The organism is Candidatus Streptomyces philanthi (assembly GCF_059553635.1).
The window spans coordinates 1-25,636 of sequence record NZ_JCANQV010000055.1 but is presented as its reverse complement, the minus strand read 5'-3'; the positions used below and the strand labels follow the sequence as shown (position 1 = coordinate 25,636).

The 25,636-nt window shown below is 72.3% G+C and carries 15 protein-coding genes; 5 read left to right on the top strand and 10 right to left on the bottom strand.

Translation table 11 applies throughout. The features are described from left to right. A partial coding sequence (locus AC51EU_RS09680) for a BadF/BadG/BcrA/BcrD ATPase family protein (protein WP_496266329.1) occupies positions 1-504 on the top strand: 504 nt, incomplete at its 5' end. 11 nt (positions 505-515) lie between these two features. Further along, positions 516-1,475 (top strand): sirohydrochlorin chelatase, encoded by a 960-nt coding sequence (locus AC51EU_RS09675; protein ID WP_496266328.1) that lies wholly within the window; start codon positions 516-518, stop codon positions 1,473-1,475. Positions 1,476-1,558: 83 nt separating this feature from the next. Here AC51EU_RS09675 and AC51EU_RS09670 read toward each other — a convergent pair whose 3' ends face one another. The 6 genes from AC51EU_RS09670 to AC51EU_RS09645 all read right to left on the bottom strand — a co-directional run bounded on the left by AC51EU_RS09670 (position 1,559) and on the right by AC51EU_RS09645 (position 17,948). After that, positions 1,559-2,602, bottom strand: coding sequence for a lactonase family protein (locus tag AC51EU_RS09670; protein ID WP_496266327.1), 1,044 nt, complete (start codon positions 2,600-2,602; stop codon positions 1,559-1,561). Positions 2,603-2,855: 253 nt separating this feature from the next. Then, positions 2,856-4,007, bottom strand: a complete 1,152-nt coding sequence (locus AC51EU_RS09665; protein WP_496266332.1) for a cytochrome P450 — start codon at positions 4,005-4,007, stop codon at positions 2,856-2,858. Between the two features lie 97 nt (positions 4,008-4,104). Further along, positions 4,105-5,160 (bottom strand): MDR family NADP-dependent oxidoreductase, encoded by a 1,056-nt coding sequence (locus AC51EU_RS09660; RefSeq protein ID WP_496266326.1) that lies wholly within the window; start codon positions 5,158-5,160, stop codon positions 4,105-4,107. Next, the gene (locus AC51EU_RS09655; protein WP_496266331.1) at positions 5,160-6,848 is read right to left on the bottom strand and encodes a phytoene desaturase family protein; all 1,689 of its coding nucleotides are present in this window, start codon (positions 6,846-6,848) and stop codon (positions 5,160-5,162) included. Before AC51EU_RS09655 ends, AC51EU_RS09660 begins: the two co-directional genes overlap by 1 nt. A 41-nt stretch (positions 6,849-6,889) precedes the next feature. Then, a complete protein-coding gene (locus AC51EU_RS09650; protein WP_496266325.1) occupies positions 6,890-8,572 on the bottom strand; it encodes a phytoene desaturase family protein in 1,683 nt (560 codons plus the stop codon). Beyond that, complete coding sequence (locus tag AC51EU_RS09645; RefSeq protein WP_496266324.1) at positions 8,562-17,948, bottom strand: non-ribosomal peptide synthetase/type I polyketide synthase; 9,387 nt, start codon at positions 17,946-17,948, stop codon at positions 8,562-8,564. The genes AC51EU_RS09650 and AC51EU_RS09645 overlap by 11 nt, the downstream gene beginning before the upstream one ends. Positions 17,949-19,383: 1,435 nt before the next feature. Here AC51EU_RS09645 and AC51EU_RS09640 point away from each other — a divergent pair. Both AC51EU_RS09640 and AC51EU_RS09635 read left to right on the top strand, forming a co-directional pair. After that, a complete protein-coding gene (locus AC51EU_RS09640; RefSeq protein ID WP_496266323.1) occupies positions 19,384-19,680 on the top strand; it encodes a thiamine-binding protein in 297 nt (98 codons plus the stop codon). Positions 19,681-19,788: 108 nt separating this feature from the next. Continuing rightward, complete coding sequence (locus tag AC51EU_RS09635; RefSeq protein ID WP_496266322.1) at positions 19,789-21,309, top strand: MFS transporter; 1,521 nt, start codon at positions 19,789-19,791, stop codon at positions 21,307-21,309. A 15-nt stretch (positions 21,310-21,324) separates the two neighbouring features. Here AC51EU_RS09635 and AC51EU_RS09630 read toward each other — a convergent pair whose 3' ends face one another. The 4 genes from AC51EU_RS09630 to AC51EU_RS09615 all read right to left on the bottom strand — a co-directional run bounded on the left by AC51EU_RS09630 (position 21,325) and on the right by AC51EU_RS09615 (position 24,927). Beyond that, positions 21,325-22,584: a cytochrome P450 gene (locus tag AC51EU_RS09630; RefSeq protein ID WP_496266321.1), complete on the bottom strand. Its 1,260-nt coding sequence runs from the start codon at positions 22,582-22,584 to the stop codon at positions 21,325-21,327. Further along, positions 22,577-23,389 (bottom strand): alpha/beta fold hydrolase, encoded by an 813-nt coding sequence (locus tag AC51EU_RS09625; RefSeq protein WP_496266320.1) that lies wholly within the window; start codon positions 23,387-23,389, stop codon positions 22,577-22,579. The genes AC51EU_RS09630 and AC51EU_RS09625 overlap by 8 nt, the downstream gene beginning before the upstream one ends. A gap of 144 nt (positions 23,390-23,533) precedes the next feature. Beyond that, a complete protein-coding gene (locus AC51EU_RS09620; protein WP_496266319.1) occupies positions 23,534-23,749 on the bottom strand; it encodes a ferredoxin in 216 nt (71 codons plus the stop codon). A 2-nt stretch (positions 23,750-23,751) separates the two neighbouring features. Further along, a complete protein-coding gene (locus AC51EU_RS09615; RefSeq protein ID WP_496266330.1) occupies positions 23,752-24,927 on the bottom strand; it encodes a cytochrome P450 in 1,176 nt (391 codons plus the stop codon). Between the two features lie 140 nt (positions 24,928-25,067). On the opposite strand from AC51EU_RS09615, the gene AC51EU_RS09610 reads away from it, so the two are divergent. Then, positions 25,068-25,636 (top strand): TetR/AcrR family transcriptional regulator (locus tag AC51EU_RS09610; protein WP_496266318.1); only part of this gene is annotated, 569 nt, incomplete at its 3' end.

Below are 25,636 nucleotides of genomic sequence, written 5' to 3'. Positions count from 1 at the left end.
GAGTCCCGGTTCGGACCGGCCGCCGAACTGCCCGGCAGGCTCTATCCGCGGACCGACCGGGCCGCCGTCCTCGCCTCGTTCGCGCCCGATGTGGCGCGCTGCGCCGCCGCTGCCGACCCGGTCGCCGAGGGCATCCTCCGCGACGCCGCACGGCACATCGCCGAGGCCGCGGCCGCGGTCTGCCCGGCGGACGGGGACCGTACGGTGGCCCTCACCGGAGGGCTGTTCCGCATGGGTGAGCCGCTGCTCGCGCCGCTGCGCGCGGCGCTGGCGGAGAGGCTGCCGGACGTGCGTCCCGAGGAGCCCGGGGGCAGCCCTCTCGACGGGGCGCTGGCCGTCGCCGCCGCCCTCGCCCACGACCGTCTCACGCTACCCGTCGACGGCACGTTGTTGCAGATCACACGCCCTGCGGACGGAATGCGCCCCGGTGACGCGCGGGATAAATCGGGACGGATACCGCCTGACGGAACCCTCGCAAGGCGCCGGGGCACCCCAAGGCGTTAGCATGCGGCGCCATGAGTTCCCCCACTGGGCCCGCACCTGGCTCGCCCCTTTCCGACGACCCGTCCACGAGCCCCGGAGCCGTACCCGGCCTGCCCGTACGTATGCCGCGCCCGCGGCAGTCCGGCCGCCACCGCAAGCCGGAACCCCTTCTCGCACCCGAGGGCGCACCCGCCCTGGTTCTGGCCGTGCCCGGTACCCCCACCGCCGCGATCCGCGCCCTGGCGGAAGAGGTCACCTTCATCGCCCGGTCCGAACTGCCCGGCCTCGACGCCCGGATCGGGTACCTCGACGGCGGTGACGCGGACTTCCCGTCCCTGGAGGCGGTGCTGGCGCACGCCGCGGCCGAGCACAAGGCCCGCGTGGGCGCCGACGGCCGGCCCACCCACCCCGGCCCCGCCGCGGTGGTCGTCCCGCTGCTGGCCGGCCCGGACAACGGGCTGCTGCGCCGGATACGCCAGGCCATGATGAACAGTGGTTCCGGCGCCGAACTGACCGATGTCCTCGGCCCGCACCCGCTGCTCGCCGAGGCGCTGCACGTGCGGCTGTCCGAGGCCGGTCTGGCCCGCGCCGACCGGGCCCGGCTGTTCACGGTGACGACCGCGGCGGACGGCATCGTCCTGGCCACCGTCGGCGGCGAGGAAGCCGTGCAGGCGGCCGGGATCACCGGCATGCTGCTCTCCGCCCGGCTGGCGGTGCCGGTGCTGGCGGCCGCGCTGGACGAGGACGGCGCGATCTCCCGTACGGCCGAGCAGCTGCGCGCCTCCGGTTCCCAGCAGCTCGCGCTGGCGCCGTATCTGATCGGCCCGGAGATCGCCGACGGGCTGCTCGCCGCGGCCGCCGCCGAGGCGGGCTGCGCCGCGGCGGAGGCGCTGGGCGCGTACGGTGCGGTGGGCCGCCTGGTGCTGTCGAACTACGCGGCGGCCGTGGGCATCGACCTCCGGCGGGCGGGACAGGGCGTACCGGTCCGGTAGCGACGTCCGGACCCGGGCCCCGAGGGCCGTCCCGCACCGCGCGGGGCGGCCCTCCGCCATGAGACACCAGCACGCCGGACGGGTCAGACGAAGACCACGCAGGACGCGGCGGGCGCGGCGACGGAGCCGCCCCGTGCGGGGATGCCCGTCCTCGGGTCGACGGTGAACCAGGTGATGTCCCCGGAGCGCTCGTTGGCGGCGTAGAGGTGCCGGCCGTCGGGGTGGAGCGCCAGGTCGCGGGGCCAGTGGCCGCCGCAGGGCACGGTGGTGACGAGCGTCGCGGCGTCACCCGACGGGGTGAGTGCGAGGACGGCGATGCTGTCGTGTCCCCGGTTGGCGGCCCACAGGAACCGGCCGTCCGGGGAGACGACCAGCGCGGACGGCCAGCTCTCCCCCGTGGCGTCGTCGGGAAGCAGCCGGGTCTCCCCCAGCGGCGTCAGCGTGCCCCCGGTGGTGTCCCAGCGGCAGACGGTCACCGCCGGGTCGAGTTCGCCCACGACATAGACGTGCCGGCCCTCGGGGTGGAAGGCGAGATGGCGCGGGCCGCTGCCCGGCCGCAGCCGCACCTCGTCGCGCACCTCCACCGTGCCGTGCTCCGGGTCGAGCGCGCAGACGCGGACGGAGTCCGTACCGAGGTCGACGCTGAGCAGCCAGCGCCCGCCGGGGTCGGTGCGTACGGCGTGCGCGTGCGGGCCCTGCTGGCGGTCGGCGTGCGGGCCGCTGCCGTGGTGGCGCAGGACGGTGGCGGGCCCGGCGAGCGTCCCGTCGGGGCGTACGGGGACGGTGCTGACACTGCCGGAGCTGTAGTTGGCGGTGACGAGATGACCGTCGGCCAGGGTGAGATGGGTGGGGTCCGCGCCGTCCACGGGGACGGGCGGGGCAAGGAGCGCGGGCGTCGCGGTGCTCAGGTCGAAGGCGGCGACCGCGCCGTCGGAGGTCTCGCTGACCGCGTAGAGGTGGCGCCCGCCGGGCCCGGGGACGAGGTAGGACGGGTTGGGGAGGACGTCGGTCGAGTACAGCGGGGAAAGGGCCCCGGTCGCCGGGTCGACGGCGGCGGTGGTGAGGCCGGGCCCGCCGTCCGTGGTGAAGGATCCGATGCAGGCCCGCCGGCCGCGCTCCGTGCTCACGTGGTTCCGCCCTTCGTCCGCTGTCCGCCCGCCGGTTGGCGGTGCCCCGCCGTGCCGTACGGGCGGGGCCCCGACGCTAACAGCAGGTACGCCGCCGGGGGGCGGAACGGGTCGCGCGTCCCGGGGCCGGCCGTCGCACACCGCCCCCGTGCCTGACGGGGAAGCGGCCGCCGGAAGCGCGTGGCCCCCGGGGCCGTCACCACCCCGGGGGCCACAGCGGGAACGGGCGCCCCGCAGGGGGCGCTCCGCCCGTCTACCAGGTCACCATGAGCCGCAGCGGGCTGCGGGACGAGGCGCCCAGGCGCCAGACGACGGCGTCCATCGGCTCCGCCAGCCGGAGGTCCGGGAAGCGGACGGCCAGCCGGTGCAGGGCCAGTTGCATCTCCAGCCGGGCCAGCCAGGCACCCAGGCAGTAGTGCGGCCCGGCGCCGAACGACAGATTGGCGCCCTCCAGCGGCGCGAACAGGTCGTCGAACGGCCGCGGGGGGAAGATGTCGGGGTCGCGGTTGGCGGCACCGCAGTCGGCGAGGACCACCGAGTCGGCCGGGATGGTCACCCCGCCGACCTCGACGTCCTCCGTCGTGTACCGCGGGCTTCCGCGGTCGTCCCCCAGCGGAATGAGATGCATCAGGCGTTCCGCCGCCGCGCCCGCCGTCTCCTCGTCCTCCGCCAGCCGCGGCCAGCACTCGCGCCGCTCGCCGAGCAGATAGAGCAGGATGTTGCTGAGCATCGTCATCGTGCTGTCGTGACCGCCCACGATCAGACCGCACACCAGGCCGATCAGCTGCTTCTCGGGGATGCCGCCCTCCTCGTCGGCGGCCCTGACCAGACTGCTGATCAGGTCGTCCCCCGGCGTACGGCGCCGCTCGGCCAGCAGCCCGGCGCCGTACGAGGCGAACTCGTCGAGCACGGTCCGCAGGTCCTGCTCCGGGTGCGAGCCGTCCGAGTAGGCGTGCTCGCTCCAGCGCTGGAGCTGCTTCCGTACCGAGGGGTCCAGCCCCATCAAGCGGCTGATGACCGAGACCGGCAGCGAAAGGGTGAACCCGGCCACCGCGTCCGCCGGCGAGGGCCCCCCGGCCAGCGCGTCCAGGCGTTCCTCCACGATCGCGGCGATCCAGGGGCGCCAGCGGGCGACCGCCCTGGGGGTGAACGCGCGGCTCACGGTCCGGCGCAGTCTCAGATGGTCGGAGCCGTCCTGGTTGAAGATCACGTCCGGATCGCCCACCAGCCCCGGCAGGTCCGTCAGGAGCGGCGCGTCGGGGTCGTACAGCCGTGACCGGCCGAAACGGGCGTCGGTGAGGACGAACCGCACCTCGGGGTGCCGGGTCACCAGCCAGGCCGGGGTCCCGTCGGGCAGCGCGACCGGCCGGGGCGGGCCCACCTCGGCGAACGTCAGACGGTGCATCGGGACCGGTGCGAAGTGCGGATCGGTGCTGGGGTACTGCGGGGTGGACACGGTGCTGACTCCTACCGGTACTGCGGACGAAGGGGTGGGGCGGCGGTCAGAGCTTGACCAGGACCTTGCCCCGCTTGGCCGCCCGGTCGTGGAAGAGCGACGCGTAGGCGGCCGGGATGGCGTCGAACCCGTGGTGGAGGGTGTGGTCGAGGACCACCTCGCCCCGGCGGACCAGGCCGCCCAACTCCGTGTGCAGCGCCTCCCAGTTCTCGTCGGTGAACCATTCGAGGGAGAAGATGCCGCGCACGGTCGTCCTGGGGAACATGATGTACGGCAGCAGCCGCGGCCCCTCGCTCTGCCGGCCCACCTGGCTCGACCACTGCCAGCACACGGCCACCTGGCTGCCGACGTTGAGCAGGGAGAACACCGCGTCGGTGAGGGTGCCGCCGATGTTGTCGAAGTAGCGGTCGATGCCGTGGGGCGCCGCTTCGGTGAGGGCCTCGCGTACGGCGTCGGTGTCGTCGCCGTGCCGGTAGTGGACGACCGCGTCGAATCCCAGCCCGGTCAGCTGCTCCGCCTTCTCCGGTGTGGAGGTGGTGCCGACGACCCGTACGCCCTCGCGCTTGGCGAGCTGGCCGACGAGGGTGCCGACGGGGCCGGTGGCGCCGCTGATCACCAGGGTGTCGCCGGGATTGAGGGTCATGAACTTGGTGAGCGTTCCCCAGGCCGTCATACCGGGCCCGCCCATGGCGCCCAGCGCCGTCGCGAGCGGCAGCGCGTCGTCGTACCACCGCGGGTCGAGCCGGCGGTAGGCGGGGAAGACCATCGGGAAGGTGCCGGTCTGCCACAGTGCCGGGGCGCCGGTGCCGATGACGTGGGAGCGCCAGCCGCCGAATCCCTGCACCAGGTCGCCCACCCGGTGGGCCGCGCGGGGCCCGGCCTCCACGACCTCCATGATGCTGTCGGCCCCCATGTGGTCGCCGAGCGGGGTGTCCAGTGCGATGCCGTGGAGGTAGGGGTCGACGGACACGTACAGGGTCTTCAGCAGCATCTCGTCGGGCGCGAGGTCGACGGTGACGTCCTCGACGGCCTTCTCGTAGATCCGTTCCACCTCGGGCGTGCCCTCGACGTGCTCGCGGACCAGCCACTTCTCGATCTTCATTACGCGTCCCTTTCCACGGTGACGTCCTGCGGGTGAGCTGCGGTGGGCACGTCCGTGCCCACCGGGATGACGACATGGGTCGGCGGTGGCGCGGACTCGTCGACGGACGCGGTGAACTCCCTGCCGTCGTCGCGGCAGACGAACTGCATGACGTGCCGTCCCGCGGCCGCGGCCCGGATCAGGCCGCCCGTCGTGGCCCAGACCCCGGACTGGTAGAAGTTCTCCAGCCCCGGAAGCCCCGGGCCGTACTTCTTGACCAGTTCCTCCAGCGTCTCGCCGCTCTCGACGAACGGCTGCCAGCCGAGCACCGTGCCGTCGTAGTTGCCGGTGTAGCGGACCTGGGTGAGCGGGCTGGACACATCGCGGACGACGATCGCGTCCTCGATGCCGGGGTAGCGCTGCTCCAGGAACCCCACCAGCGCGTTGCGGGCCCGCCGTTTGGCGGCGTAGTAGCCGCGCCCGTGCCGTACCGGCAGGGTGTGCAGCTCCTGGCCGCCGCGCTTGCGGGTGGCCTGCTCGGGCCCCTCGTCGAGGGCGCGCCAGGGGGCGATGTCGCAGAAGTAGGTGGCGTAGACGACGGTGGTGTCGCGGGGCGAGAGTTCGGGGTAATGCCTGCTGCGGAACTGCACATTGATGCTCGGGTGGCGGATGCCGGTGAGTTCGGCGGCCAGGGAGTCGTCGATCAGGTACGTCGTGCAGGGGTCGCCCTCCGGGAAGGGGCGGTCGAGGCCGAGGAAGAGGGTGAAGTAGCCGGGGAACACCATGCCCGGTTGGTAGATGGTCTCGGTGTACAGCCGGCGGTACTCCTCGTTGAGGTAGCGGCCCTTGAGGAGTTTCGTCATCGTGGTGTGGCCGTCGCAGGCCGAGACGATGATGTCGGCACGGTGCACCTGGCCGTTGCTGAGCCGTACGCCGACCGCGCGGTCGTTCTCGACCAGCACCTCCTCGACCTTGGCGTTGTAGGTCACCTCGCCGCCGAGCTTGCGGTAGCGCCGTTCGATCGACTCGGCGAGCCCGAGCGAGCCGCCCTCGGGGACGCCGGCGGAGAGGTTGGCGTGGGCGGAGAGCTGGAAGTGGAACGGCAGTACGGGGAACGCGGGGTGCTTCTCGTACAGGATGAAGTTGAACGCCTCCCGCAGCAGCGGGTCATGGAACTTCGCCGAGTACTCCGTCATCAGGGTGGTGATGGACTTGCGGACGACGTTGAAGTACGGGAGGAACGAGGCCAGCATCCGCCAGCGTTCGAACGTCCCCATCAGGCCGACCGGTTTGAGGAACGGGTAGACGGCGAGGCATTTGCGGAAGGCGCGCAGCTGGTTGCAGAAACCGCGGATGCGGCGGGCGTCGGCGGGCGACAGCTCCGTCAGATGCGCCTCCAGTCGGTCCGGGTCGGAGTAGAAGTGGACGGCCCGGCCGTCCTGCCCGCGGACGATGTTGAACACGTCGAAGTGGCGTACCTCCTTGCCCTGGAGGGCGCCGAGTTCCAGCCAGATCTGGTGCATCTCGTTGCCGGGGCCGCTGCCGAGCAGCCAGCTGACGCAGGGATCCAGGGTGAAGTCGCCGCGGTCCCAGGCGGTGCAGCAGCCGCCGGGCAGCTCGTGCATCTCCAGGATGTGGGTCCGGTAGCCGTTCATCTGCGCGTAGCAGCCGGTGGACAGGCCACCGAGACCGGCACCGATGATGATCATCGTCTCCCTGGCGCCCGCCGTGGGGACGTTCTCCTCGCCGCTCACGCGCCGGCCTCCTCGCGCCGTGACCGCCTGTCGAGCTGCGGCAGGTGCCCCAGCTTGCCGCGGTGCCAGGGCTCGCCGCCCGGGCTCTCCCAGGCCCGGAACTCCAGGCCCAGTTCCTCGCAGAGATACTGCGTGGCGAATCGGCCGGTGGACGCGGCACGGATCAGTCCGCCCATGCCGACCCACTGGCCCGCCATGGAGAAGCCGCTCAGCCCCGGCAGCCTCATCCGGTCCTTGCCGACGAGCTTCGCCGACACGTCGTCGGCGTCGGAGAACGCCTTCCACGCCAGGATCGACCCCTCGTGGTTCCCGGTGTACCGCGTGGTCGTCACCGGGGAGGCCACGTCGACCAGTTCGATGCGCTCGCCCACGCCCGGCCAGCGGCGGTCGAGGAACGACCGGACGAAGGCGGCGACCTGCCTCTTGCGTGCCCGGTACTCCTTGCGGTCGCTGGTGCGCAGCGCCTTCCAGTGGTCGAAGTCGCTGAAGTAGGTGCAGTGCAGCACCGACCTGCCCGGCGGGGCGAAGCCGTCGGCGTAGCGCGAGCGCACCTGGACGACCAGGCTTTTCTGGAGTGCGCCGGGCAGTTGGGCGGCGTCCTCGTCGGTCAGGAGGTAGGTGGTGCTGTGGGCTTCGTCGGGGCCGAGGTCGCCGCGGATGCCGACGAAGGCGGAGACGACGGCGGGGAACAGGGTGCCCGGTCGCTGGAGCAGGTCCTCGTAGAGCTTGTCGATCCGCGGGCCGGTGTAGCGGCCGTCCAGGAGTCCGTACACCGTGGTGTGGCCGTCGCAGGCGGAGACGATGTGGTCGGCGTAGTACCGCTTGCCGTTGCGCAGCTCGATGCCGACGGCCCGGTCGTTCTCGACCAGGACCTTCTCGACGCGGGCGCGGTAGGTGATCTCTCCGCCCAGCCCGGTGTACCGCTCCTCGATCGACCGGGCCAGGCCGAGGGAACCCCCTTGGGGGAATCCCGCGTTGTGGTGGTAGGCGCTGGCCATGTTGAAGAGGAACGGGAGCACCGGGAAGCTCTCCGGGTCCTGGAAGAAGATGTTGCGGAAGGCCCGGCGCAGCAGCGGGTCCTGGAAGGTGTCGGCGTAGGCGTGCATCGGTGTCGCGGCGGTGCGCCAGAAGAGGCGGAACGCCGGCAGCACGGTCCGCAGCAGCGCCGCGCGTTCGCGTACGGTCCGCAGTCCGGGGGCGGTCAGGAAGGGGTAGAGCTCGATGGCGGTGAACCGCCGCAGGTCGCGGCAGAAGCGGCGGATCTGCCGTGCGTCGGCCGGGGAGATCTCCGTCAGGTGCCGTTGCAGACGGTCGGGGTCGTTGTAGAACGTCACCGAGCGTCCGGTCTCGTCGACGACCTTGTTGAACATGTCGAAGTTGGTGATCGTCTTGCCGTCGAGGGCGCCCAGTTCGCGCCACACCTGGTGGGCCTCGTTCCCCTCGGCCGTGCCGATCAGCCACTCGATGCAGTAGTCGAAGATGTAGCCGTCGCGCGACCAGGCCGTGCAGCAGCCACCGGGCAGGACGTGTTTCTCGAAGATCCGCGTCCGCATGCCGCTCATCTGCGCGTAGCAGCCGGTGGACATGCCGCCCACGCCCGCGCCGATGACGATGACGCGGGGGTGGCCGTCGCGTGTGCGCCCGGGAGTGCTCCAGTCGGGCTCCTCGTCAACCGGCATGGGGCTGGTCTCCTGTCAGAATGCCGCGTACCAGGTCGGCGTTGCGGGGAAGGTGATCGGGGTCGAGGAGTTCGGCGTGCGTCCCGGAGCCGCGCAGGACCGTGGTGACGGCGGTGGAGCCGCCGTGCCAGGTACCGCGCTCGCCGGGGGCGTAGAGCGCCGCCTTCTCCTCGTCCGCGATGACGGTGACCGCCGCCGTGACCTCCCCGAGGTTGGGGGTACGGCCGCAGAAGGCGAGGTACTCGGCGGCGTACCGGAGGGTCTCCTCGGCGACGATCCGCGACCCGGTGTGCTTGTGGAGGTGGTCGCCCAGCTCGGACTCGAAGACCGCGAGGTGCTCGGGGCCCGGGACGTAGGGCTCCATGATGCGGTACGAGTCCAGGATGATCACGTGGTCGACCTCGCGGCCGCGGTGTTCGAGTTCCTTGGCCACCTCGAAGGCGAGGTTGCCGCCGAGGGAGTAGCCGAGCAGGGCGCACCGGCCCTCGGGCTGGACGGACTCCACGAGATCGGCGTAGCGCGCGACCTTGTCGTCGCCGGGCAGGTAGTTGAAGGCGATGAACCAGTACTGCGGGAGCTGTGCCGCGAATCCCCGGTAGACGAGCCCGTGGCCGCCGGCCGGCGGGAAGCAGAAGACCGTCCGTCCCCGCGCGGTGTTGAAGTCCAGGTAGGGCAGGTCCTCGGAGACCAGGCTGGTGACGAGGTCCTCCACGGTCCTGGCCATCCCGTGCAGGGTGGTGACCTGGTAGAGGCGGCTGACGGGGATGGTGACGCCGAACTCCTTCTGGAGGTGGTGGATCAGTTCGATCAGCTTGATCGAGCTGCCGCCGATCTCGAAGAAGTCGTGTTCGAGTCCGACCTGTTCCAGCCCGAGCAGTGCCGTCCAGTGCCGGGCCATGCTCACCTCGTAGAGGGTCTCCGGCGCCTCGTGGACGGTGGGGCCCTCGTCGAAGCGGGGGGCGGGCAGGGCGGCGACGTCGACCTTGCCGTTCGGGGTCAGGGGCAGTTCGGGCAGCTCCACGAAGCAGGAGGGGATCATGTGGGTCGGCAGGAACCCGGCGAGGTGGCGGCGCAGGGCGCGCCGGTCGAGTGTCTCGCCGTCCGCGGGGACGCAGTGGGCGCAGAGCACCGGTTCCCCCTTGGCGTCGGGGAGGACGGTGACGACGGCCCGGGCCAGCGGGGGCCACTGCGCCAGGTGCGACTCGATCTCGCCGATCTCGATGCGGTGTCCGCGCAGCTTGACCTGGCTGTCGCTCCGGCCGAGCAGGTGCACCTGCCCCTGGGCGTCCCAGCGGGCGAGGTCGCCGGTGCGGTAGAGGCGTACGGGTGCGGCGCCGGGTTCCCGGCTCAGTGTCCGGGTGACGAAGCGTTGTGCCGTGCCGTCCGGGTCGCCGGCGTAGCCGAGGGCGACGCCGTCGCCGCCGATCCACAGTTCGCCGGGGACGCCGGACGGGACCGGTTCGCCGTGCTCGTCGAGGACGTGCAGGGTGCTGTTGGGCAGGGGGCGGCCGATGGGCACCATCCGGCCGGGCTCCAGGTCGTCGACCGGCCCCTCGAAGTAGGAGCTGTCGATGGTGGCCTCGGTGAGTCCGTAGGAGTTGACCAGACGGGTGTCGGGGCCGCACAGGGCGCGCAGGCGCTGGTACTCCTCGACCTTCCAGGCGTCGGAGCCGACCACCAGGAGGTTCAGGAAGTCCAGGCGCAGTCCTTCGCGGGTGCAGTGGTCCATCAGGCCGCGGACGACGGCCGGGACGAACTCGCCGCAGTCGACGCCCTCCTCCCGCATCGTCCGGTACAGGCGCGCGGTGTCGAAGAGGAGGTCGCGGTCGGCGAGGACGAGGTTGCCGCCGGAGCACAGCGCCCGCACCAGGTCGCCGGTGAAGACGTCGAACGAGGGGCCCGCCATCTGGAGGTGTACCCGTACGTCGTCGTCCAGGCGGTACTCCTGGTGCCATGCGTGGTAGGCGGACGCGAGGTTGCGGTGGCTGACCTGTACGGCCTTGGGGCGTCCCGTGGAGCCGGAGGTGTGGATGACGTAGGCGGGCGCGTCCATGGCGACGGGGGTTTCCGGGCCGTGTCCGTCGGCTCCGGGGCCGTCGGTGCCCGGGGCCGTGGCGCCGAGGTCGTCCGGTGTCAGGGTGGTGAGGCCCAGGCCGTCCGCCCATTCCCGGCGGGCGCCGTCGCCGACGACGATGACGCGGGCGTCCGCGGTGCGGACCATGTGGGCGAGGCGGTCGGCCGGCTGGTCGGGCTGGAGCGGCAGGTAGGCCCCGCCTGCCCTGAGGACCGCCAGCAGGGTGACGATCAGTTCGGGTGACTTGTCGAGGCAGACGGCGACGACCGTGCCGGTGTGCACGCCCAGGGCGCGCAGCCGGTGTGCGGCACGTGCCGAGCGGCGTCCGAGGTCGCCGTAGGTGAGCCGCCGGGTCGCGCCGCGGTAGGAGGGGGCCGAGACGGCGATGGCGTCGGGGCGCTCGGCGGCGATGTCGCCGATCAGGTGGTGGACGGGCCGGTCGGTGGCGGTGCCGCCCGGGGCGAGGGCCGCGCGGCGGGCGCCGCTCCATTCGGCGACCAGCCGTTCGCGTTCCTCGGAGCCGAGCATCTCCAGCCGGGTGGTGGGGTGTTCGCCCGGTGCCCGGGTCATGCTGTCGAGCAGGTTGACGTAGTGGGAGGCCATCCGCCGCATGGTGGAAGGGAGGAAGAGGTCGGTGTTGTACTTGAACACGCAGTGGAAGCGGTGTTCCGCCTCGTCCTCGTAGGCCGACAGGGTGATGTCGAACTGTCCCTCCTCCTCGGGAAGTTCGATGTACTCCAGCCGGTAGCCGTACTTCTCGGTGGCGACCTTGTGGGTGAGGAGGATGAACATCGCCTGGAAGACGGCGGAGCGGCTGGGGTCGTGCTGGAGGCCCAGTTCCTCGACCATCAGCACGAACGGGTACTCCTGGTTGTCCAGGCCGTTCAGCACGATCCGGCGGACCTTCTCCAGCAGCTCGGCGACGGACGGGGAACCGGAGAGGTCCGCGTGCAGCGGCAGCGGGTTGACGAAGTAGCCGTAGACGGAGGAGAACTCCTGCTGGGTGCGGCCGGTCACCGGGCTGCCGACGATGATCTGGTCCTGGCCCGAGTAGCGGTGCAGCAGGACGTAGTAGGCGCTCAGCAGCACCATGAACGGGGTGACGTGGTGGGCGCGGGCCAGCGCGTGGACGCGGGCGCTGAGTCCGGTGTCGAGGACGAAGAACTCCGAGGCGCCGTTGTGGGTCTGCACCGCCGGGCGGGGCTTGTCGGTGGGCAGGTCGAGGAGGGGGATCTCGGCGGGCAGGTGGCCGCGCCAGTAGTCGAGCATCCGCCCGGCCTCGGGTCCGGCCAGGAACTCGTTCTGCGCGTTGAGGAAGTCGAGGTAGCGGGCGGCCACCGGGGGCAGTGAGGGTTCCTGGCCCTGGCGCAGTCCCTCGTACACCGCCAGCAGTTCCTCGATGAAGGTGAACGTGGAGATCGCGTCGGAGATGATGTGGTGGACGGCCTTCATGATGACCCAGCGGTCCGGTCCGCGCTTGAACAGGCGGAAGCGGACGAGGGGGTCGTGTTCGAGATCGTAGGGCCTGCGGTAGACGTCCACGATCATCCGGTGGATGTCGTCCCACTCCCGGTCCTGCACGTCGTACAGGGCGAGGTCCGGGTTGGCCTTGGGCGCGACCCGCTGGACGGCGCGGCCGTCCTCCAGCAGGAAGTTGGTGCGCAGGGCGGGGTGGCGGGTGATCAGGTGCCGGACGGCCTCGAACATCAGGTCGGGGTCGAGTACGGTGCGGACCTCGACGGCGCCGCCGATGTTGTAGGCGTAGCCGTCGGGGTTGAGGTGCTTGAGGAACCAGAGTGCCTTCTGGTTCTGCGTGAGCGGGTACTGCCGCTCGTCGTCGTACACCTCCACCGCGGCGGCGGCCGTGCCGGCGGCGTCGTCCGCGACCAGGGCGGTCAGGCCGTCGTACAGCTGCGTGGCCAGTTCGCCGACGGGAGTGCCGCTGAGCAGGGCGACCACCGGCAGCGCGACCTTCAGCTCCGCGTGGACCCGGGCGCGCAGCTCCATCGCCAGCAGCGAGTCGAGGCCGAGGACGCCGAGGCCGGTCCGCGGGTCGATCTGCTCGGCCGTCGTGCGCAGTACGGACGCGATGAGTGTGGTGAACCGCTCGGTCACCAGCGCCTTGCGTCCGTCCTCGTCGGCGGCGCGGAAGGCGTCGAGGAAGGCGTCGCCCCCGTCGGTGGCGGGCGCCTCGGCGGCCGCGGCGGCCAGTTCGGTCACCAGGGGCGGCGGCGCGGCGTACCAGCCGAGGAAGACCTGCCAGTCGACGACCGTGGCGACGAGCAGCTGGGCCCGGTCCTGGCCGATGACGCGCTCCAGTACGGCCATGCCGGCCTCGGGCGAGAGGGAGCTCATGCCGCGCTGGCGGAGGTAGTGGTCGACCAGCCCCAGTTCCTCGATCATGCCGGTGGCCCAGGGGCCCCAGTCCAGGCTCAGCGCCGGGAGGCCGTGCGCACGGCGGTGGTGGGCCAGTGCGTCCAGGAAGGCGTTGCCCGCGGCGTAGTTGGTCTGCCCCGCGGTGGTCAGCAGGGAGGCGATCGAGGCGAACAGGACGAAGTGTTCGAGGGGTTCGTCGCGCAGGTGGGTGTGCAGGAGGTAGGCGCCGACGGTCTTGGGGCCGTGGACCGCGTCGAAGGTCGGCCGGTCCATGTCCGCCACCAGGGTGTCGCGGACCTGTCCCGCGAGGTGGAACACGCCCCGGATCGGCGGCGGGTCGCCACGGCGGTGGGCGTCGAGCCAGGAGGTGAAGGACTCCTCGTCGGTGAGGTCGACGGGAGCCAGGACGGTCTGCGCGCCGAGGGCCTCCAGTTCCTTGACGAAGGCGATGGCGCGGCCCTGCGGGGTGGCGGGGTCGGTGCCGCGCCATTCGGCGCGCGCGGGCAGCACGGAGCGGCTCATCAGGATCAGCCTGCGGGCCCCTCGCTTGACGAGGGTGCGGCACAGCAGCCTGCCGAGTGCCCCGAACGCGCCGGTGACCAGGTAGCTTCCGTCGGCGCGCAGACGCAGCGGCAGCGGCCGGGTGAGGTCCTCGGCGGAGCGGATGCGGCTGGTGAGGCGGCGGTCGCCGCGCAGGGCGATCTCCTCCTCGTCGTCGGTCAGCATCTCGCGCAGCAGCGCCTCGGCCTCCGCCCGCGCTCCCCTGCCGTCGGCGGGGTCCAGGTCGATGAGCTTGCCGGGGTGCCCGATCAGTTCCTGGTGGCGCAGTACGCGGCCGACGCCCCAGGCGGGTGCGCCCAGGGGTTCGACGGCCTCGCCGGGGACGACGGGCTGCGCGCCCCGGGTGACGATGTGGAGCCGGTCCCCGGCCTCCCGGGCGAGCAGTGCCTGGGCCAGGGCGACGAGGGAGTAGGTGCCGGCACTGTGGTGCCCGCCGAGCTGCTGCCGCCGGGTGTCCGCGAGGCGCGGCAGGTCGAGGTTCCACAGGTGGACGACGGGGCCGAGGGCGGTCGTGCCGTCCTGGCGCAGGTCGGTGAGGAGCCGTTCGAGGTCCGGGGCGGAGCCCGGTACGACGGTGAACTCGCGTTTCTCCGCGTCCCCGCGGTAGGTGTCGCCGGGGCGCACCAGGTGGCAGCGTCCGCCGCGGGCCTCGACGAGGGCGGCGAGTGCGTCGCCCACGCCCCCGTGGTCGGCGAGGACGAGCCAGTCCCGCGCGGCCTGTGTGACGTCCGGGTCCGGGGCGTCGAGGGGGCGGTCGGTCCAGACGGTCTCGGCGAGCCAGGAGTCGATCGTGCTTCGGGCGACGGCGGCCGCCGTCTTCTCCACGTCGGCGGCGCGGAAGCCGCGGATCCGGCCGGCGGCCGCGCCGTCCTCGGTGTACAGGGCGATGTCGCCGATCAGCGCGTCCCCGTCGCCGGGGGCGACGGTGGCGTGGGCCCACAGCGGCCGGTCGCCGATCGCGTCGAGGCTGACCTCGTCGAGGGAGAGCGGCAGCCGGACGCCGGTGGCCGGGGAGTCCTCGCGGTGCTCCAGGATCTGCGGTGTCAACAGGGACTGGAAGCAGGCGTCGAGCAGGACAGGGTGGACGTGGTGGTCGGCGGAGCCGTCGCCGAGCCCCTCGGGCGGGCGGATGCGGGCCAGGGCCTCGCCGTCGCCGATCCACGCCTCCTCGATGGCCTGGAACGCGGGGCCGTAGTGGTACCCGAGGGCGGCGAGCGCGGTGTAGCACTCGGCGCCGTCGAGGCGGTGCGTGGTGCGGGTCCGGACCGCCGCGGTGTCGAGTGCGGGTCCGGGGGCCAGCCGCTGTCCGGCCCGTACGACGCCGCTCGCGTGCACCGTCCGGTCGCCGCCGTCGGGCGGGGAGGCGATGGTGAAGGCGGCGTTCTCCAGGGAGAGGGACAGCTGTACGGTGCGGTCCTCGCCGTCGGGCAGGAAGAGGGCCTTGCGCAGTTCGATGTCGGCGAGGGTCGCTCCGCTGCCGCCGGTGAGCGCCCGTACGGCCTGTGCCGCCATCTCCAGGTAGCCGGCGGCGGGGAACACCACGGTGTCCTGGATGCGGTGGTCGGCGAGGTAGGGCAGCTCCTCGGTGCCGAGCCGCGCCTGCCAGGTCGGTTCGGCGTGGTCGGTGCGGCGGCCGAGCAGCGGGTGGTCGCGGTGGCCGAGGCGGACCTGGGCGACGGGGTGCGGTTCGGTCCAGTAGCGGTCGCGCTTCCAGGGGTAGCGCGGCAGCGGGACGGGAGTGCCGGCGGGGTGGAGGACGTCCCAGTCGACGGGGGTGCCGTGGTTGTGGAGCGCGGCCAGGGAGGCGGCGAAGCGCTCGGGTTCGTTCTCCTTGCGGCGGATCGAGGGCAGGGTGCGGCCGGTGAGGCCCCTGGCGTCGAAGCATTCGCCGATCGAGTGGGCGAGGACGGGGTGCGGGCCGATCTCCAGGAAGAGGCCGTACCCGTCGTCGGCGAGGCGGTCGACGGCGGAGCGGAACCGTACGCGGTCGCGGATGTTCCGCCACCAGTACTCGGCGTCCAGTTCGCGGCCGTCGGCGGTCTTGTCCACGCCGGTGAGGTACAGCGGTACCTGTGCCTGCCGGGGCGCCAGACCGGCCAGTGAGGTCAGCACCTCGTCCTTGATCTGCTCCATGGCGGCGCTGTGGTACGGGACCTGTACGGTCAGGAACTTGGCGAAGACCTGCTCGGCGCGGAGTTCCTCGGCGAGCCGCCCGAGGGCGTCCTCGTCACCGGCGAGGGTGATGGCGGTGGGGCTGTTGACGGCGGCGACGGAGACCCGGTCGCCGTAGGGCTGTACGCGGCGCTCCGCCTCGTCCTCGGTCAGGCTCACGGCGAGCATGGTGCCGGTCCCGGCGAGTTCGTGCTGCAACCTGCTGCGGTGCACGGCGATCCTGGCCGCGTCCTCCAGGGAGTAGACGCCCGCCTCGTAGAACGCGGCGATCTCTCCGGTGCTGTGTCCGACCATCGCGTCCGGGCGTACGCCGTGGGCGCGCCAGAGGGCGGCGAGGCCGACCTGGACGGCGAAGTTGGCGGGCTGGGAGAGCCAGGTCTCGGCCATGCGGGAGTCGGCTTCGTCGGCCGTCATCTCCTTGAGGAGCGACCAGTCGGCGAACCGGCCGAGGGCACGGTCGCAGGCGATGACGGCGTCCCGGAAGACCGGTTCGCTCTCGAACAGCTGGCGGCCCATCCCCCACCACTGGGGTCCCATGCCGGTGAAGACCCAGACCAGGCGTCGTTCGGCGGGGTCCAGTGCGCGGCCCTGGAGGACCCGTGGGTGGGACTCGCCCCGCAGGTACGCGGCGAGCGCCTCGTCCAGGGACGCGCGGGAGGAGTACACGACGGAGAGCCGGGACTCCAGGTGCTGGCGGCGGTGGGCGAGGGTGTGGCCGAGGTCGGAGAGTGCCGGTGCCGGGCCATGGGTGCCGTCGAGATCCCGGCGGACGCCCTCCGCCAGTTCGGTCAGGCCCTCGGGGTGACGCGCGGTCAGCGGCAGGATGGTCCAGTTCCTCGGGGCCGGCGCGGCCGCCGGGGTGCCGGTCGTGCGTGCCGGTGCCTCTTCCAGCAGGACGTGCGCGTTGGTGCCGCCGAAGCCGAAGGAGTTGACGCCGGCCCGGGCCGGGCCCTGGTGCTCGGGCCAGTCGGTCAGCCGGTCGGGGATCTCGTACGGCAGGGTGTCCAGGTCGATGGCGGGGTTGATCCGCTCCAGGTTGATGTGGGGCGGGATCTTCCGGTGTTCGAGGCACAGCGCGGTCTTGATGAGTCCGGCGATGCCGGCGGCGGACTCGGTGTGGCCGATGTTGGCCTTGACGGAGCCGACGTAGCACCGGGCGCCGGGCGCGCGGCCCTCGGCGAGGGCGCGGCCGAGCGCGTTGGCCTCGATGGGGTCGCCGACCGGGGTGGAGGTGCCGTGCGCCTCCATGTACTGGAGTGCGCCCGGTGTGATGCCCGCCTGGGCGCAGACCTTCCGGACGAGGGAGATCTGGGCGTCGGGGTTGGGCACGGTGATGCCGTTGGTGTGGCCGTCCTGGTTGACGCCGCTGCCGAGGATCACGGCGTGGACGGGGTCGCCGTCGCGCAGCGCGTCGTCGAGCCGCTTGAGCGCGACCACGCCCGCGCCCTCGGCCCGTACGTAGCCGTTGGCGGAGGCGTCGAAGGTGCGGGAGCGGCCGTCGGGCGAGAGGAAGCCGCCCTTGGTCTCGGCGATGGTGTACTGCGGTGCCATGTGCAGCAGGACGCCGCCGGCGAGCGCGAGGTCGGTCTCTCCCTTGGCGAGGCTCTGGCACGCGAGGTGGACGGCCACCAGGGAGGAGCTGCACGCGCTGTCGAGGGAGAGGCTGGGGCCGCGGAAGTCGAAGCAGTGCGAGATGCGGTTCGACACCATGGTCATCATCGTTCCCGTCGCGGTGTGCGCGGCGAGCGTCTCGAAGCCCAGGTCGGCGAACTGGAGGATCTTGTAGTCCAGGGTGAACGCGCCGATGTAGACGGCGGTGTTGCTGCCGGCGAGGTCGGCGGGCCGCTGGCCCCCGTCCTCCAGCGCCTCCCAGGTCACTTCCAGCAGTTTGCGCTGCTGGGGGTCCATGTGGTCGGCCTCGCGGGGGCTGATGCCGAAGAACGCGGGGTCGAACTCGTCGAGGCCTTCGATGTAGCCGCCGCGTCCGCCGACGAGGCGTCCCGCCTTGTCCTTGTGGCGGCTGGCGAGGGTGCGGACGTCGTACCGGTCCGCCGGGGTGGGGACGATGCAGTCCTTGCCGTCCGCGAGGTTCCGCCAGAACGTGCGGTGGTCCGACGCGCCTCCGGGCATGCGGAGACCTATGCCGATGATTGCTACTTTGTCGCGTGGAGAGGCACTGATCGCGTCAGCCATGGTCGGACTCCTCAAGCCGTGAGCGCTGCGGCACGGCGTGGAAACGGTGGGTACTGCGGGCGCCCGGAAGACCGGTGGAGCGGGCTCGCACCCGGTCCCCTCCGTAGGGCGCCACAGGGGGAGAAGGCCGGCGGGGACGTCGCCGGAGCCGGGGGACGACGCCGGGGCACAGGACCCGGGCATCACCGGCCGACGGGCGGACCGCCGGGGGGAACTGGGGACGAGCGGGACGCCGTACCGGAGACGCGGGCCGCGGCCGGGGCGCGGGGCACTCCCGTGCGCGGCCGGTCGTCCGGTGGGCGGACGGGGAGACGGTGGCGGGCACGGGGAAGCGCGGGCCGGTCCGGGCGGTATCGCGGTCCGGGCACGGCGTCACCGCGCGGAGCGCGGCCGCGGCCGCCGGGGAAAAGGGACGGGCCGTCGCGCGGACCACGGGAAAGGCAGAGAATCCCGCGCACCTGCCGTTCGTCTTTTCACATTCTTCCATTCGTGGCACCTCCGCAACGGATGCGGAAAAAGGAGAAGCAGCTGGTCCGTGAGTGAAGAATCGACCAACTGTGGGGGGCCTGCACTCCTCACCGGACCCTCACGGCACCATCAGTCAATTCAACCTTCCGAAGATCATCCGGAAGGCAGGCGGGCACCCCGGAGCGACGCGGAATACACACCGATGCTGCCAGGCTTTTGCGGATCTCTTGACGGCTCGCGGCTTTTCAGAAGCCCCCGTCGCCTACGAGTCCCACCCATTCGCTTCGGCCGTCACGCGGCCCTCCGGGGCGAGCGGCCCGTACCGCGCCACTCACCCACCTGCCGGTCATTGAACCGGATAACCAGCCCGGTTGGAACGCTGAGAGCGCCAACTATCACCAGTGTGAGTTACTTAGTATGACTAATGCGCTGGCACGACCTTCTCAATGTCTGGAGAACGCGACAGCGGTTACGACTTCCGGTACGTCCCACCCTCTTGGGAAATACCGGACCTACCCCGGCACACTCCCCTTCGAGGTCCTCGTCGTGACCCGTGCGCGGTCGCAGCACATCACCCTCTTTCCCGCACCCTTCACCGTATGAACGATGCAAAACCGATATTTCCGCGGCACCCCACCGCCCCACCGTGAAACGCGCCCGCATTTCCGCCGGGAATACGCCTTGGACGCGCCCGGCGCCGCTGCCTTTCCCGAACCGGGAATCGGCAGGAACCGGTGAATCCGTACACGTCCGTAACGCGGCGGCCCTGCCCGGCACGACGCGCACGGAAAGGGCGCGGCAGGCCGGCATCGAGAGCGACGGCACACCGAAAAACGAGCGGAATGTCCGTGCCCGTACGTCCGGCGGGGCCCCGCTGTCCGCCAACGGGACGGTCGTCGGGCGGGGAGGTGGGAGGGAGCGGCGCGTTGCGCCGGAGGGTCCGGCGGTGGGTGCCATGCTGCCGGGCATGATCATCGCTTTCTCGGTCACTCCGCTCGGGGTCGGCGAGCACCTCTCCGACCATGTCGCCGACGCGGTCCGTGTGGTCCGCGCCTCCGGCCTGCCCAATCACACCGATGCCCTCTTCACCTGTGTCGAGGGTGAGTGGGACGAGGTGATGCCGGTGATCAAGCGGGCGGTGGACGCCGTGAGCGCACGGGCGCCACGGGTGTCGCTCAACCTCAAGGCGGACCTGACGCCGGGCGTCAGCGACGGCCTGACCCGCAAGGTCGAAAGCCTCGAACGCCGCCTCGCGCACGACTGACGCCCACGGGAGCGACGAGGGCCCCAGGCGGGCCGGCACACCCCAGGTGGACTTCTCCACGCCTCGCGTGAGACATTATTGTCTCATTCGGAATGGGAGTGTTACATCATGACCGCGCCTCGTGACCCTCGGCGCTGGGCCGTCCTCGCGATCCTGTCCGGCAGCCTGCTGCTGATCGCCATGGACACCACGATCCTCAACGTCGCCTTCCCGTCGCTCGTCGGCGATCTGCGGCCCAGTGCGGTGCAGCAGTTGTGGATCATCGACGTCTATGCGCTGGTGCTCTCCGGGCTGCTCGTCACCGCGGGTGCCCTCGGCGACCGGTGGGGGCGCAAACGGCTGCTGCTGACCGGCTTCGGCATGTTCGCGCTGGCCTCGCTGGCCGCCGTGTCCGCGACCGCGGCCTGGCAGGTCATCGCGGCCCGCGCGCTGCTCGGCGCCGGCGGGGCGGCGATCATGCCGGCCACCCTGTCGATCCTGCGGCACGCCTTCACCGACGCCCGTGAGCGGGCCCTGGCCTACGCGGTGTGGTCCGCGGTCTTCGGCGGCGGCATGGCGCTCGGCCCGGTCGTCGGCGGTCTGCTGGTCGAGCGGAACGGGTGGCAGTCCGCGTTCCTGGTCAACGTCCCGGTGGCGCTGGTGATCATCGCCCTCGGGTCGTGGTTCCTGCCCGAGTCGCGCGAGCCGCGTGAGGGCCGCTGGGACTGGTGGGGCGTGGGGCAGTCCATCGTCGGCATGCTCGCCCTCGCGGGCGGCATCAAGCAGCTGGGCAAGAGCGGCCCGGCCGACCCCGTGGTCTGGCTGCTGCTGGTCGTGGCCGCCGTGACGCTCACCGTCTTCGTGCGCCGCCAGCTCCGGCTGGAGCACCCGCTGCTCCAGGTCCGGCTGTTCGCGTCCCGGTCCTTCTCCATCGCCGCGGCCTCGATCTTCCTCGGCATGATCGCACTGGGTTCCGCCCTGTTCCTGATCACGCAGTGGTTCCAGTACGGGCAGGGCTACACGCCCCTGGAGGCGGGGGTGCGGCTGCTGCCCGCGCCCCTGGGCCTGGTCGTGACCTCACTGGTCACCCCCGCCCTGATGCACCGGCTGCCGATACGGCACGTCATGGGCGGCGGTCTGCTGCTGATGACGGCGGGGCTCGCCCTTCCCTGGCTGCTCCAGCGGTCCGGCACGCTGGGCTACCCGGGGACGGCCGCCGCGCTCGCCGTCCTCGGACTCGGAGTGGGCGTCGCGACCACGGCCGCCTCCGTGACGCTGATGGCGTCGGCCCCGGCGAAGGACGTCAGCGGCGCCGCCGCGGTCGAGGAGACCTGCTACGAACTCGGTGCCGCGATGGGCGTGGCGATCCTGGGCAGTACGGCCACCGCCCTGTACCGCTTCCATCTGGCCGACGCGGCCCCGTTCGGCGGTGCCGCGTCGGCGGTGCGCGACTCGATCGGTGAGGCCGCGCGGGTGGCCGGCGAGATCGGCGGGCCGGCCGGCGGCGCGCTGCTGGCGCGCGCCGCCGACGCGTTCACCTCCGGTATGACGCCGACGTTCCTGATGGCGGCCGTGCTGCCGCTGGCCGCCGCGGCCCTGACCTGGGCGAGGATTCCGAGGGACCTCCGCCCGACGGAGAACGCGCACTGACCGCCCGTCGCGCGGTCAGGTGCCGGGCACCCGCACCGGCAGCGACTTCAGCCCGTTGATGAAGTTGGACACCAGCCGTCGCGGCGGCCCGGCGAGGGCCAGGGAGGGCAGCGCGGCGGCCGTCTCCTCGTAGAGGGTCCGCAGCTGGAGGCGGGCGAAGTGCGCGCCGAGGCAGATGTGCGGACCGTCGCCGAAGGAGACGTGCGGGTTGGGGGTGCGGGTCAGGTCCAGGCGGTGCGGCACGTCGAAGACCCGCTCGTCGTGGTTGGCCGAGCCGTGCAGGACGACGACCTTGTCCCCGGCGCGGACGGGGCACCCGGCCAGTTCGGTGTCGTGGGCCGCCGTCCTGCGGAAGCTGAGCACCGGAGGGTGCCACCGGAGCAGTTCCTCGACGCACAGGGCCGGGTCCGCGGCGCCCGAGCGCAGGGCGCGGTAGGCGTCCGGGTGCTGCGCCAGGGCGAGGAGGCCGCCCGGGGCGGCGCTGCGGACGGTGTCGTTGCCGGCGATGGCGAGCAGGAAGAAGAACATGTCCCGCTCGGGCCCGGCCAGTTCGTCCTCGGCGGCGAGGACGGTCAGGACGTCGTCGGCGGGGTGCCGACGCTTGTGGGCGGTCAGCTCGGCGGCGTAGGCGAACATGTCGGACAGTGCCGCAGGGGACCGCGGGTTGACGGGGGCGCCGTCCGGGCCGGTGGCGACGGGGCCCGCCTCATCGGGGTCCTGGTAGCCGATGACCCGTCGGGTCCAGTCGAGGACCAGGCTCCGGTCCCCGGGGGGAACGCCGAGGAGGTCGGCGAGGTTGAGCAGGGCGTAGTCGTCCGTGACGGCGGTGACCAGGTCGCACACCCCGTCGTCGGCGCGGGCCTTTTCGAGCGCGGTGGCCAGCAGGGTGCGGGCCCGTTCGCGGACGGTGGCCTCGAAGCGGGCGATGCGGCGGGGGGTGAACGCCCGGCCGACCAGGCGGCGCAGCCGTACGTGGTCGGGGGGATCCTGGTTGAGCATCATGCGGCGGACGAAGGCGAGGTCGGCGGGGTCGGGGTCGCGGATCTGGGTGGCGCCGAGGTGGGAGGAGAACGTCCGCGCGTCCTTGAGCACCCTCACGACGTCGGCGTGGCGGGAGACGGCCCAGAAGCCCGGTCCGGCGGGCCAGCCGAGCACCGCGTACTCCTCCTGCCAGGCGACCGGGCGGTGGTCGCGCAGGAAGCGGTAGTCGGCGTGGGGCAGCCCCTCGGCGTAGCGGCGGGGGTCGAAGATGTCGGGGGTGCGGGGTTCAGTCACGGGGGCCTCCGCCGGACGGGGCGCCGATGCCGTGCTCGTCGTCGGCGCGCAGGAAGTCCTCGACGGTCCGGATCAGGTCGAGGGGGGTCTCGTCCATGGCGTAGTGGCCGGCGGAGGGCAGTTCGACGAGTTCGCCGCGGGGGTACCAGCGCATCCAGGTGCCGCGGGTGACCTCGGCGGTCAGTGCCGGGTCCAGGGCTCCGACGACGGCGAGGGCGGGAATCGGCGAGCCCTCGACGTCGGTGTGGAAGTCGTCCCCCGCCCAGGAGTCCAGCCAGGCGCGGAAGGCCTCCGGGTCGCTGCGCTCCAGTGATCGGCGCACCATGCGGTCGAGCCAGGCGGCCGGGCGGTGCCCGCCGCTGGTGGTGTCGAGGATGGCGCGCCGGCTGTCCGGGGAGTGCGCGGCGGAGGTGAAGAGTTCCTGCCTCCCGGGCGGCAGGGGGAATCCGGAGGCGGGGACGGGGGAGATCCCGACGAGCCTGCGGACCCGGTGCGGTGCGGCGGCGGCGATCCGCTGGACGACGCCGCCGCCCATCGAGTGGCCGACGAGGGAGAACCGGTGCCAGCCGAGGTGGTCGGCGAGCGCCAGCAGGTCGGCGGCGGCCTCCGTGGTGGTGAAGTGCCCGGTGGCGTGCTGGGCCTCGCCGTATCCCCGCAGGTCCGCCAGTGCGTACTGGAACGCGTCCCGGTCGAGGTCCGGCAGTACCGGGTCGTAGGCGGAGCGGTCGGCGAACCAGCCGTGGACGGCGATGATCTTGTGGGGGCCCTCACCGTGCAGGGTGTGGGGCGGTACGAACGAGGCCACGCGGTCTCCCCTCGGAGGCGGTCGGTCGGCCGCCGTGCGGCGGTCGGCACCACAGTGGCCGCAAGCCCTCCGGCCTGCAAGGGTCCCTCCCCGGTCGGCGGCGGCCGCGGGGACCGCCGCCGGTGTGCCGGGCCGGGCGGTGCGTCAGGGGCGCGGGCCGATGACGGTGCCGCCGTCGCGGACGGTGATCGCCACGGCGGGGCAGGAGTCGGCGGCGTCCAGGGCGCGTTCGTCCTCGGGGATGTCCTCCCGCACGGGACGGGCCTGCGCGGTGTCGAGGGTGAACAGGTCGGGGGCGAGGGCCGCGCAGATGCCGGACCCCATGCACTGGGTGCGGTCGATCTCCGCCTTCCAGGTCACGGTCACCACCCCACCGGCATGACGCGTGGCCCGCGGACGACCATCTGGTTCTTCCACACCACGTCCCCCGCCAGGCACAGGCCGGGGAAGCGGGTGACGAGGGCGCCCAGTGCCTCCTGGAGTTCGAGGCGGGCGAGGGGGGCGCCGAGGCAGTGGTGGACGCCGTGGCCGAAGCCCAGGTGCTGGTTGCCCTCGCGGGTGATGTTGAGGGCGCCCGCCTCGTCGAAGCGCAGGGCGTCGCGGTTGGCGGCGCCGACGGCCACGAGGACGGGTTCGCCCGCGCGTACCAGGGTCCCGCCGACCTCGACGTCCTCGGTGGCGTAGCGCGGTTGCCCGGCGCCGCTGCCGAGGGGGACGAAGCGCAGCAGTTCCTCGACGGCGCCGCGGACGAGGCCGGGGTCCTCGCGCAGCCGGCGCAGTTCGCCGGGGTGGTCGAGGAGGGCGAGGACGAAGTTGGGGATCTGGGTGGCGGTGGTCTCGTGTCCGGCGACGAGGATGCCGACGCAGAGGTCGACGAGTTCGAGCTCGGACAGGCGGTCGCCGACGTCGCGGGCCTCGATGAGGCGGGTCATGATGTCGTCGCGCGGCTCGGCGCGGTGCGCGGCGATCAGGTCGGCCATGTAGGCGCGCAGTTCCGCGCGGTTCTGTTCGAACTCGGCGGCGGTGAGTGAGCTGGTGGAGAGCGCGGCGTCGCTCCATACCCGGAACCGGGGCCGGTCCTTCTCGGGGACGCCCAGGAGCTTGCAGATGACGGCGACGGGGATGGGCAGGGCGTAGCGGTCGACGAGGTCGACGGGCGGGCCCGCGGCCTCCAGTTCGTCGAGCAGGCCGTGGGTCAGCTCCCGTACCCAGGGGCGGAGCTTCTCCACCTGGTGGACGGTGAACGCCTTGGCGACGAGGGTGCGTACCCGGGTGTGGTCGGGCGGGTCCATGCTGAGGATGCCGCTGTTCTGCTGCCCCTCGGACTGCCGGGGTTCGTCGTGGTGGACGCTCTCGGCGCGGCTGAAGCGGCGGTCGCCGAGCACCAGGCGGGCGTCGGCGTAGCGGGCGGCGAGCCAGGCCGGTTCGCCGTAGGGCAGGCGCACCCGCAGCAGGCCCGGGTGGTGGAGCGCCTGGTCGTAGGACGGGGAGAGGGCTAACCCCTCGGGGTCGTTGAAGGGGTAGTCGAGGGGTGTCATGTCGAGCGCGGTCACCGGGCCTCCCTTGCGTAAGCAGATGCTTACAAACGTAGGTTGGATCATTGGGACGGTCAACACCCCTTCCGGGGGAACCTGTTCGCGGGGACCGGGAGGGGCCGGGCACGGAGAAGGGCGGAACGATGGAGTCCACGGCGAGGACGGCGGGTCCCCGGGGAGCGGAGGTCACACGGCGGCTGCTGCTGGAGGCCGCGACCACGCTGTTCGCCGAGCGGGGGTACGAACGGGCGACCGTACGCGACATCGCCGAACGCGCCGGGGTGAACCAGGCCCTGCTGTTCCGTTACTTCGGCTCCAAGAAGGCCCTGTTCGGCGAGGTCGTGGCGCGCAGTGCGAAGGAACAGGTGGCGAGCACCCCGCCCGAGAGCCTCCTGGAGACGTCGCTGCGCGGCATGCTCGGCAACGGCGACCCCGCGCTGGAGACCTTTCTGCGTTCCATCGGCAGCAGCGAGGACATCGGCACCACGGTACGGGCGATGGGCGACGACTACGCGCGGGTGCTCGCCGCCTTCAGCCGGGCCGACGACCGGGGGCTGCGCGCCGACCTCGCGCTGGCGTGGATGCTCGGCATCGGTCTGATGCGGGTGGTCATCGGCAAGGAGCCCCTGGCCCGGGCCGACCCGGACACGGTCTGCTCCCTGGTGACGAGCGCGCTGCGCACCCTGCTGGAGGACCTTCCGCCGCCCTCCGG

Excerpts from the sequence above, each read along its gene's own strand:
- AC51EU_RS09675 (WP_496266328.1), top strand. The coding sequence starts at position 516 with ATGAGTTCCCCCACTGGGCCCGCACCTGGCTCGCCCCTTTCCGACGAC.
- AC51EU_RS09665 (WP_496266332.1), bottom strand. The coding sequence starts at position 4,007 with ATGCACCGTCTGACGTTCGCCGAGGTGGGCCCGCCCCGGCCGGTCGCG.
- AC51EU_RS09660 (WP_496266326.1), bottom strand. The coding sequence starts at position 5,160 with ATGAAGATCGAGAAGTGGCTGGTCCGCGAGCACGTCGAGGGCACGCCC.
- AC51EU_RS09655 (WP_496266331.1), bottom strand. The coding sequence starts at position 6,848 with ATGATCATCATCGGTGCCGGTCTCGGTGGCCTGTCCACCGGCTGCTAC.
- AC51EU_RS09650 (WP_496266325.1), bottom strand. The coding sequence starts at position 8,572 with ATGCCGGTTGACGAGGAGCCCGACTGGAGCACTCCCGGGCGCACACGC.
- AC51EU_RS09645 (WP_496266324.1), bottom strand. The coding sequence starts at position 17,948 with ATGGCTGACGCGATCAGTGCCTCTCCACGCGACAAAGTAGCAATCATC.
- AC51EU_RS09640 (WP_496266323.1), top strand. The coding sequence starts at position 19,384 with ATGATCATCGCTTTCTCGGTCACTCCGCTCGGGGTCGGCGAGCACCTC.
- AC51EU_RS09635 (WP_496266322.1), top strand. The coding sequence starts at position 19,789 with ATGACCGCGCCTCGTGACCCTCGGCGCTGGGCCGTCCTCGCGATCCTG.
- AC51EU_RS09615 (WP_496266330.1), bottom strand. The coding sequence starts at position 24,927 with ATGACACCCCTCGACTACCCCTTCAACGACCCCGAGGGGTTAGCCCTC.